General features: G+C 52.5%; 8 protein-coding genes and 2 pseudogenes. 6 read left to right on the forward strand and 4 right to left on the reverse strand.

The genetic code is table 11. From position 1 onward, the window contains the following. The 3 genes and pseudogenes from CPT76_RS15230 to CPT76_RS15240 all read right to left on the reverse strand — a co-directional run. Positions 1–410, reverse strand: a 410-nt coding sequence (locus CPT76_RS15230) for a winged helix-turn-helix domain-containing protein (protein WP_146116322.1), incomplete at its 3' end; no start/stop codon positions are given. A gap of 213 nt (positions 411–623) precedes the next feature. Beyond that, complete coding sequence (locus CPT76_RS15235) at positions 624–1073, reverse strand: OsmC family protein (protein ID WP_105443491.1); 450 nt, start codon at positions 1071–1073, stop codon at positions 624–626. Continuing rightward, positions 1070–2015: pseudogene (locus CPT76_RS15240) on the reverse strand (radical SAM/SPASM domain-containing protein). Before CPT76_RS15240 ends, CPT76_RS15235 begins: the two are co-directional and overlap by 4 nt. Before the next feature lie 216 nt (positions 2016–2231). On the opposite strand from CPT76_RS15240, the gene CPT76_RS15245 reads away from it, so the two are divergent. From CPT76_RS15245 to CPT76_RS15265, 5 genes and pseudogenes are all read left to right on the forward strand, one after another. Next, on the forward strand, positions 2232–3062 hold the full coding sequence (locus CPT76_RS15245) for a protein-glutamine gamma-glutamyltransferase (protein ID WP_244364329.1): 831 nt from the start codon (positions 2232–2234) through the stop codon (positions 3060–3062). Positions 3063–3271: 209 nt separating this feature from the next. Beyond that, a complete protein-coding gene (gene guaD, locus CPT76_RS15250; RefSeq protein WP_105443493.1) occupies positions 3272–4636 on the forward strand; it encodes a guanine deaminase in 1365 nt (454 codons plus the stop codon). A gap of 138 nt (positions 4637–4774) precedes the next feature. Further along, a pseudogene (locus tag CPT76_RS15255) lies at positions 4775–6096 on the forward strand (uracil-xanthine permease family protein). 246 nt (positions 6097–6342) lie between these two features. Beyond that, positions 6343–6855, forward strand: a complete 513-nt coding sequence (locus CPT76_RS15260) for a TetR/AcrR family transcriptional regulator (RefSeq protein WP_105443494.1) — start codon at positions 6343–6345, stop codon at positions 6853–6855. 169 nt (positions 6856–7024) lie between these two features. After that, positions 7025–7924: a hypothetical protein gene (locus CPT76_RS15265; protein WP_105443495.1), complete on the forward strand. Its 900-nt coding sequence runs from the start codon at positions 7025–7027 to the stop codon at positions 7922–7924. A gap of 10 nt (positions 7925–7934) precedes the next feature. On the opposite strand, the gene CPT76_RS15270 is transcribed toward CPT76_RS15265, so the two are convergent. Next, positions 7935–8423: a DUF1259 domain-containing protein gene (locus CPT76_RS15270; protein ID WP_105443496.1), complete on the reverse strand. Its 489-nt coding sequence runs from the start codon at positions 8421–8423 to the stop codon at positions 7935–7937. Between the two features lie 161 nt (positions 8424–8584). Between CPT76_RS15270 and CPT76_RS15275 the strand changes: the two genes are divergently transcribed. Next, positions 8585–9691, forward strand: a 1107-nt coding sequence (locus CPT76_RS15275) for a methyl-accepting chemotaxis protein (protein ID WP_105443497.1), incomplete at its 3' end; no start/stop codon positions are given.

Below are 9691 nucleotides of genomic sequence, written 5' to 3' on the forward strand. Positions count from 1 at the left end.
GTGGCCGCTTGTGCAACCGTGCTCAAATGCTGCTGCCAATCCACATGCCAGGAAGGTACCGAAGCGATGCCACTTTGGAGCGAAAGTCCTTTGGAGCGGACGGTNTAAATGTACCCTTCCTCCTCGAGCTCGGTGTACACCGCCACCAGCGTGTTGCGGCTGATATTCAGCATCGTGCTGAGCTCCCGCGTCGACGGCAGCTTCTGGTCCACCCTTCCCTTGCCCTTGGTGATCCACTGCTTCAAGTATTCTTTGACCTGCACCGTAAGCGGCCGGCCTTCTGTAATTTTAAAATCCGTAAACATGACGTTATTCCCCCCGTACCTATCTTCACACAAACCGCTGCTTGATAAAAGATCCACCGGACGGCGTTTTCCGGCCCGGCGTGGTTTAGTTTGTCCATAGACCATGATACCGGCTCTCGCCGAACCGCTTCGGCTGTCCTCCTTCTCAGGATGCCCGAAAGCCGGAGGCCGACTCACCCGCCTTCATTCATTTGTGATCTGGGCGCTTTCCTGAGTTTGTCCAAGCAAACAGAAAGACCGCCGGGCAGCCTGCCCAAGCGGTCTGTTCATACATTCAGCGGTTTGGCGCTCGCCTCTCACCAAGGCTGTAACGAGCCGCTATTCCGTAACGGTTTCGATCTTCGGCTCGGTCACGAGGGCCACATTCCCGGATACCGCCCGAGAAATCATGCAGGAGCCTTCCGCTTTATGCGCCAGCCTGTCCGCCGTCTCCACGTCTTTGGCTGTTGCATCACGGGCCAGCACGATATGCGGCTTGTGCGTAATGCTGACATACGTAAAAATGTTGTCCGTCACGTCCACGATGCCTTCGGACTCCAGCGAAAGCTCTTGAACCGGAAGGTGCGAGCGCTCCATCATGGCCGCCAGTGTGATTAAGTAGCAGGTAGCGGCGGCGCCGAGCAGCATTTCGTCGGGGTTCGTCCCGACGCCCGGGCCTCCCATCTCTTTCGGGATGGAAATTTGCGTACGGAGATTGCCTGCTTCGATCTGTCCATCACTGTTTCGTCCGCCGTTCCAGCCGGCCTTTAACACAAATGAATGTTTCACAGTCCAGTCGCCTCCTGTAATTCAGAGCGGGCAGGCTGCGGTTCGTCAGAAGCGATGCCGTTGGCTTTATAGTTAAAGCGCTGGCGGTAGCCGCATTTCTGCACAGCTCCTCTACGACCTCGCGCCGGGAAAACCGTCGACGATCCGGTTTGCCCGCTCGCTTTCAATAATTTCAGAAAATGGGGTCTTGTGGATGTTGCCGAGATTAATGACACCTTCCCCGTCAAGGCAGCAGGGGATCACCGTTCCATCCACCAGGACGCCCGCCTGATTGCGAAGCCCATGGCAGAAGCCCCGGCTGAGATCCTCCTCCTCAGTCAGGTCCGGCCATTTAAATTCATGGTCCATATTGATGTAGATCCGGTCCGCAATTTTGATGCCTTTGCCGGGAACGATTTTTTCCTCGATTTTGTAATCCAGGTTAAACTCCTTCTCAATGTACTCCAGCATTTCCCGATTGCGGCTCCGCTCCAAGTTCGTTGTGTTGTCCGGGTCGAGATTCCACAGCCGCAGCGATACGATCATGCCCGATTGGGACACCGCCTCTTTGACAAAGGAGAGCACTTTGGAGATATAGCCGTTCTTGTCCTGGGAACCGACATGCCCGTCAAAGCTGTGCAGGGAAAAATTCATCTGCCGCAGCGCCGGCTTGTTGAGCAGCTTCCGTCCTGCCTTATGCAGCAGCGTGCCGTTGGACGTGATGTTCACTTTAAAACCCTTCTCATGGGCGATATCCAGCAGCTGATCGATATGCGGATGAAGCAGCGGTTCGCCTTTGACGTGAAAATAAATATATTCCGTGTGGGGTTTGATCTCATCCAGAACATGCGTAAATTGCTCTGTCGTAATATAATTGGTCGCCCGGTGCGTCGGCGGACAAAACGTACAGGCCAGATTGCATTTGCTCGTCAGTTCGACGTAAAACTTTTTGAATTTTTTCATGATGGAAGCTCCAGTCTGATCCTTAAAAGTTACCTTCTCAACCTATTATATTAGAACATCCTTCCGAAGCAAACGTAAACCGTATTTTTGACAAAGGACAGCCTGAATCGCTTGGATCTGACAATCGGGGTTATTTCCGGGCCCGGCCCGCTCATATGCTGATATATGCCGCGGGCTTTTTCGATCTTTAATAAACGGTAAGGAGGGATGAACGGGGTGATTACGATTGGAAGCGGCGGGGAAACGGTGAACCCGTCAGGATGGCCGGATTTGTGGAGACAAATTTACGACAGGAAGATGAGGAGCACGACCGCATATCATTACGAATCGCCGGCCCATCTGGTCTTTGAGCTTAGGCTTCGTGAAGCGATCGTCAGAGCGGCAGCCGACTTAAACCGGAGCGGAGTGCAGTTTGAAACCTTCAAAAATTCCCACTGCAACGAAGCGTACTGGTATTTGAACCGGCGCGGCGGCTTCGAGCTCAAGCCCCATGTTACACCTGCCCAGGGAATCCAGGACATCTTCGTGAACGGCTGGGCGTATGGCTTCGAATGTGCGACGGGGATCGTGATCGTGTTGTACAAGGGTGTGCTCGATTGTATTCGGGAAGACGACTTCAACCGTCTGTTCGCGAATCTGCTCCTGTACGACTGGCATTACGACAGCGACCTGGGATTGATTGAAAAAACGGGTTCCAGGGATTCCTATCCGGGCGACGTCCGGTATTTTAAAAATCCGGATGTCAATCCCCACCGGATCGAGTGGCAGGGTGAAAATACGATCCAAATGGACGACGACCTGTACTACGGTCATGGAGTTGGTATTGTCACTTCAGGCGAAATCATCAGTACACTCAACCGGTACCGGATTCCGGGCAGCAGCCGTTCCGCCTATTTGACCGACCAGATTATCCATCCGGATTTTCTGTATTTGTCGGGATTCGCCGCCGGCGGGCCACCGGCCCCCACCAACTGGCAGCAGCAGCCCTACAGGGAGAACGGCATCACCGCTTCCCGGATCGGCAGCCGGGTCTATCTTCGCTATTAAGTCTGCAGCGCAACGGCTCTTGGATTATACTGTGGCAGAATCAAGTATAGACATGTGCATGATGATTTAAGGTTAGTATGGGTAACCGCCTTCCGTAGAAGGCGGTTTTTTCACTTTCACAATCATTCGCTTTTTAGTATAGACTAATCATTTTTATGCGCATATAATAACAAAAGTGTCATCAAATAACGAACATTAAGGCGGTAACTATGAGTAAATATAAGCAATTATTCCGAGGAACGGCATTTTCCAGTAAATCATCCAAAGAAATTGAGATCCTAAAAGACCATCTCTTTTGTATCCATGATGACGGGAAAATCGAAAAAATCGTGGCTCCTGAGGAAGCCGATTATCAGGTTCTGCTGGACGCTTATCAAGGAAAAGACAACTTTTATTCGTTAGCCGAAGGCCAGTACATTCTGCCTGGATTCATCGATTTGCATGTTCACGCTCCGCAATGGGCCCAATCCGGAACGGCACTGGACATCCCGCTCTATGATTGGCTCAACACCTATACTTTCCCGCTGGAGTCCAAGTTCTCGGATCTCGATTTTGCCTATGAGGTCTACGACGATTTGGTCCGCACCCTGCTCGCCAACGGCACGACGACGGCCCTTTATTTTGCCACCATACATAAAGAATCCAGTTTATTGCTGGCCCGGATTTGTGCTGACAGGGGCCAGCGCGGACTCGTCGGAAAAGTCGTCATGGATGACCCGGAGCAAAATCCGGAAATTTACCGCGACGCGGACACCCAGGCGGCACTTGCAGACACAGAAGAGTTTATTCTCGCCGTCAAAGCATTGTCCAAAACAGTAAAACAAGGCGTATTTCCCGTCGTGACGCCAAGGTTCATTCCAAGCTGCACGGAAGAGGCGCTGCAAGGCCTGGGAGAGCTGGCCGAAAAATACGACGCGTACGTGCAATCGCACTGCAGCGAAAGCGACTGGGCCCATGGTTATGTTCGGGACCGGTTCCGGAAAAACGATGCCTATGCCCTGCATGATTTTGGGCTGCTGCGCGACAAGTCCGTCATGGCCCACTGCAATTTCCTGAGCGACGATGACGCGGACTTATTTGCCGAAACCGGAACGGCTGTCGCCCACTGCCCGATATCTAACGCCTATTTTGCCAACAGCGTTATCCCCGTCGCCCATCTTCACGATAAAGGAGTAGAGATCGGCCTCGGGACCGACATTTCGGGAGGTTTTTCTCCAAGCCTGTTCGATAATATCAGACAAGCCGTCATGTCCTCCAGAATGCTGGAGGATGGCGTGAACCCCGGCCTACCTGCCGAAGACCGCGGTGTGCCGGGATCGCGCATTACGGTCAACGAGGCGTTTTACCTCGCTACAGCCGGGGGAGGCGAAAGCTTAAGCTTGCCGGTCGGCCGGATCCAGGAAAACTATGCCTGGGATGTGCAGATCATCGATACGAAGCTGCCATCCGCCAAACTGCCGATCTTTGATCCAAATGAAGATTTGAACGACGTGTTCCAAAAAATGTTGTACCTGACCCGGCCCGAAAACATCCGCGAAGTTTGGGTACAGGGCGAAAAAGTCCATTCGCGTTAAAAGTAGACGTCCAGTGCAATGATTGGCATACTTTTTCTACGTTAAACAATTCGCTATTCCTAGAAAAAATCCAAAAAATTCGAGGTGTACTCCTGAGTGAACACACAAACAGCGGCACAAACAGCTATTCATTCCGAGATTCAAGAACAAGCTCCACAATTGACTGTTTCACCTGACGATAAAATTCCGGTCTACAAATCGATCATTCTGGGCTTACAGCACGTCGTCGCCATGGACGTCTATGTCGTGCCATTTCTGATCGCGATGTTGATCGGCTTATCCTCTGGCCAGTCCAGCGCTTTGATTCAAGCGACCTTTATTGCGGCCGGTCTGGCTACGATCGTACAAACGATTTTTGCATGAAGCTGCCTGTCGCCCAAGGCCCTTCCTACGTTCCGCTTGGCGCCATCGTCAGCATTTATGCCGCCAGCGGCGGCGGGCAGTTAGGCTGGAACTCCGTTTTAGGCGCGGGCTTGATTGGCGCGGTTTTGGTCATTGTTTTGGGCTTTACCGGCATTTTCAATAAAATCGTAAAATCGTTTATTCCGCCGATCGTTGGCGGCACGATCATTTTCATCGTCGGTCTTTCTTTACTGCCTGTGGCCATCCGGGATAATATCTACGGTGCGACAGATGCGACCATCAACCAAAACGTGCTGCTTGCCCTCATATCGGGCGCTGTACTCATCATTTTTGTCATCCTGGGTTCCTTGTTCCGCGGTAAAGGCTCCATCTTCCGCATCATTTCGGTCATGGTCGCGTTGGTCGTCGGGTGTATTTCGGCGAATTTTATGGGTGTGCTTCATTTCTCTGCGGTGAACAATGCCAAATGGTTCAGTATGCCGCAGCTCCCATTTGCCGATTTCGGCTTTTCGTTCAACATTTCGGCGATCATTACCATGGTCATTATTTATTTCGTCCTGTTGGCCGAAACGACAGGCACATGGTTTGCCGTCAGCAACGTCATCGATAAACCGTTAACCGATAAAAACCTAAACCGGGGTGTCATCGGGGAAGGCATCAGCTGTCTTATCGCTTCTTTGCTCGGTTCGACGCCGGTTACGGGTTATTCCACCAATGCAGGCATCATTTCCATCACGGGCATCGCGAGCCGCCGCGTCTTCCTTGCCGTAGGTGTATGGTTTGTCATCTTCGGCTGCTCGGGTAAACTGGCCGCGTTGATCTCTTCCATCCCCACCGCTGTCATCGGCGGCGTCTTCACCATCGTCTGCGGTATCATCGCCATTAACGGCGTGCAGGTGATGAAAAACGTCAGCATCGCCGAAAAAGAAATGTACATCATCGCAATCCCGATGATCCTGACTTTGGCATTAGTCATGATCCCGCAGGATTTCCTGCACTCGCTGCCTACGTTCGTGCAATATTTGCTGGGGTCGCCGATTTTGGCTGCATCGATTGCGGCGATCGTATTAAATAAGGTGCTGCCCGGCAGAAAATAAAGTAAGTAGATGCGGGCTGCAATACATAATGCAAGGAATCCGTGACAGGGCTGACTGGAAGGCACGCTATTTGCGTACTTCCATGTCAGCCCTGTTCCTTTACCGGATGCTGCTGAACAGGCTGCGCCCTGACCTGCGTACTTATAAGCGGACATACTCGTCAAGGACAGCCGGAGATAGAAAATGTTGACAGCATGTGATGGTGGAGCTATTATTTATTTATCAATAAATAAAGGAGCAACGAAGATGGTCATCCGGCAGGATCGCAAAGAACAAATTTTAGCCAAAGCAGTCGACGTATTTGCCGAACTCGGGTATTACAAAGCAACAACGGCGCGGGTAGCCAAGGAAGCTGGCGTTACGCAGCCGTATGTGTTTCATTTTTTCAGCAACAAGGAAGAACTGTTTATCGCCGTCATCGACCGGGCTATCGGGCGGATCGCCGATGCCTTTTCACGGGTCGAAGCGCCCGCCGATCAGCTGATGGAAACGATGGGGCAAGTATTTGATGACGTTATGAGCAGCTACCGGGCAGAAACGCTGCTCGTCATGCAGGCACATACGATCCCGGAACCGGCGATTCGCGAGCATGTGCGCGGGCTTTTTTCCAATATATTCAGCTCAGTTCTGGAGAAATTTACCGCCGCCGGTTTGCCGGAGCCTGAAGCCGCGGCAAGCCAGTTTATGGGCATGGGGTATCTGATCACGGTGGCTGAAGTGCTGGATTTACCGCAGATGCTTTGCTTCAAGGACTGTTAGAGTGGTGCTTATTTGAGCATGGAGACTAAACGCTAAACGATTCTAGATGGTTCAAATTCCAGCCGGTCTGGAGCAAAACAGAGAATACAAAAAGGCAGTTACAGACTGCCTTTTTTGTAGCCTATATATTTATTTATCAATAAATAAAAAACAGGAGGTTTGAGGATTGATGGAAAACTATATTCGTTTGGCTTTGCGGGGCGCCGGACGCCTCTTTGCAGAGGAGAAGCTGCTCGCTTGGCTCGGTGTTGCGGGGTTTGTCCTTGCCGCGGGCATCGCTGCCTATATCGGCATGTTCGGCCCGGTTGTACCGCCGGAGGGCAATGTCGCCAGTGCCTTTTCGTTCAATGCGGCGATCGGCGTATTTATGCTGTCGATTGCCATGCTGCTGCCGCTGTCCGGCTTAAAGGCAAGGGCGCGGACGGCCATCCGCCGGGTGTTTGTTCCGATCGTCGTCTATGCCTACGCCGTAGAGACGATCCAGCATTTTCGGGGCGTGAACCCGCGGTTCTCGCAATCCGGTTCAATCATCGATACGATCGCTGGAACTGCGTTTGGCCTTGCGTCCTTCATCCTTATTATCGTGACGACCGTTGTTGCCGCTGCCTTTTTCCGCCGCAAGCTCTTGGCCGCACGGCCACTGCTGATCCTCGGCATCCGCTATTCATTTGTGTCGGTGACGCTTAGCTTTGCGGCCGGCTTGTGGATGATCGCCCTGAACGGGCGCCTTACAGGAGCAGGCGGCAATATCATCGTCCTGCACGGCCTTGGTTTTCATGCGCTGCAGGTTCTGCCGCTGCTCGGCTGGTTGTTGGAGCGCTCACGGGCCGAAGCCCGGCGCGCACAGCTGCTTCTGCATACAGGCAGCGCCGCTTGGATCGTATCCGTTGCCGCGGTCGCTATTCAGACCGCTGCGGGCCGCACCATTTTCGAGTGGTCAGCGCTGCCCGTCGTGGCGGCCGCCGGATTGCTTCTTTGCCTGGCGTCCATTGCAGCCGCGGCGGGCACCGAGTTGTTAAAGCCGCGCTTCGCCCCTGCTGTTCCGTCCTTCACTGATCTGGAGGGGTAAATAAACAGTTTTAATGGACCGTGCCTTGGTGTTTCACCGCTTCCATGGCATGGTGTACCGTATGACTGAGGGAGGCGAGGTCTCCTTCCGCCTGAAAATGAAGGTACAGCACCTCCGGCTCCTGCTGCATCCAATGGTTATGCACAGCCGAGATGTTGATCTTGCCTTTGCGGAGCGCATCAATGACCGGATTGACTTCGTCCTCCAGCAGCGCGAATTCACCGGTCACCGCTCCCTTTGCCCCTTGGGGGTCCGTGTGCTCGAAAGTGGCACTCAGGGCAAGATCCATCAGTTCCGGAGACAGGTGACGGCCCATAAGGGATACGTTCAGGTCGCTTCGTTTGAGATGAACATTGCAGACGTTTCCTTCCTGCTGGACGTTTGATTTAAACAGACTCTTCTCGATTTTGCAAACATCGGCTGGCTTTGCTGATACAGCTCCTGCCGGAGCAGCCGCTGCCGCCAGAACCATCATCCAAATCATCGACACTATACGCATCGGGTAACAACCTCCTGACAAATCACTTTTTTGGTTTATTATGGCTTCATGGAACCACTTTCATGTAGTGAATCGACAAAAATATTCATATATAGACCTTTTGCTCATATCGATGTTATAATATGGTAAAATTTGCTCAATTGAAGGAGGTCTATTTTCCTATGTCTTGGCTGAAGAATCTTCCTCTGTCCCAGCGGGTCATGGCCGGATGTTACTTGGTGGCCGCATTGTTCGCACTCCCTGCCCTGATTATTTTCATTCTGATCGGGGAAATCCTGATCGGCGCGGCGTTCGTCATCATCTTTGCCGCACTGACTTACCCTTTAGCCCGCTACATCGAGAAAACGCTTACATCTTCGTTTGACAGCATCGCTACCGCCACCGCCAGCATTGCCAAAGGCGATTTTACGAGCCGTGTCGATGAATCGGGTTCCATGGGCGACGTCAGCCGATCGTTTAACAGCATGGTGGACAAGCTGAAGAAAATTTTGAATGACGCGTCAAGCATCACCCGCCAGGTGATGGATTCGAGCCGTGGTATCGCGGATAAAAATCAGGAGCTTAAAACCGTCATGGCGACAGTCGCCACTTCGGCCAACGAGCTGGCTGTCGGCGCAAACGAAATTTCCTCGGACGTCGCCGGCATGACCGAATCCATCCAGGCCATCGAGCTCAAAGTCGGCAACTATGCGGCCTCTACCAAGGAAATGAAGCAGCAGTCCGAAATTACTTTCAGCCTCGTAGAGAAAGGACGCCAGTCCGTGGAGAAGCAGGCGGAAGGGATGCGACAGAACGTCGAAGCAACGGAGAATGTGGCCAAGACCATTGACACGCTGTCCAAAAATGCCCAAGGCATCACGAAGATCACCAAGACGATTTCCGAACTTGCCGAACAGACCAACCTCTTGTCCTTAAACGCTTCGATCGAGGCGGCGCGGGCAGGCGAGCATGGACTTGGCTTTGCCGTGGTTGCCCAGGAAGTCCGCAAGCTTGCGGAGGAATCAACGGCGTCTACGCAGGAAGTATTCAGCCTCGTTAAAAGCATTGAGCAGAGCATTCACCAGGCGATTGACAACATCAAGATCAACGAGGATGTGGTGCAGCAGCAAAATGAAAGGATCCGCGAGGCCGAGCAGATCTTTGCCCACATCGTCGAAAGCGTACAATACATAACCGAGCAAATCACTTCATTCTCAAATGAAAGTGACCTGATGCTGGACAGTGCCCGTAAAATATCGGCGGCCATCCAGAATATTTCGGCCATCACC

This window comes from Paenibacillus sp. AR247, from assembly GCF_002968895.1.
Classification (GTDB): domain Bacteria; phylum Bacillota; class Bacilli; order Paenibacillales; family Paenibacillaceae; genus Paenibacillus_AQ; species Paenibacillus_AQ favisporus.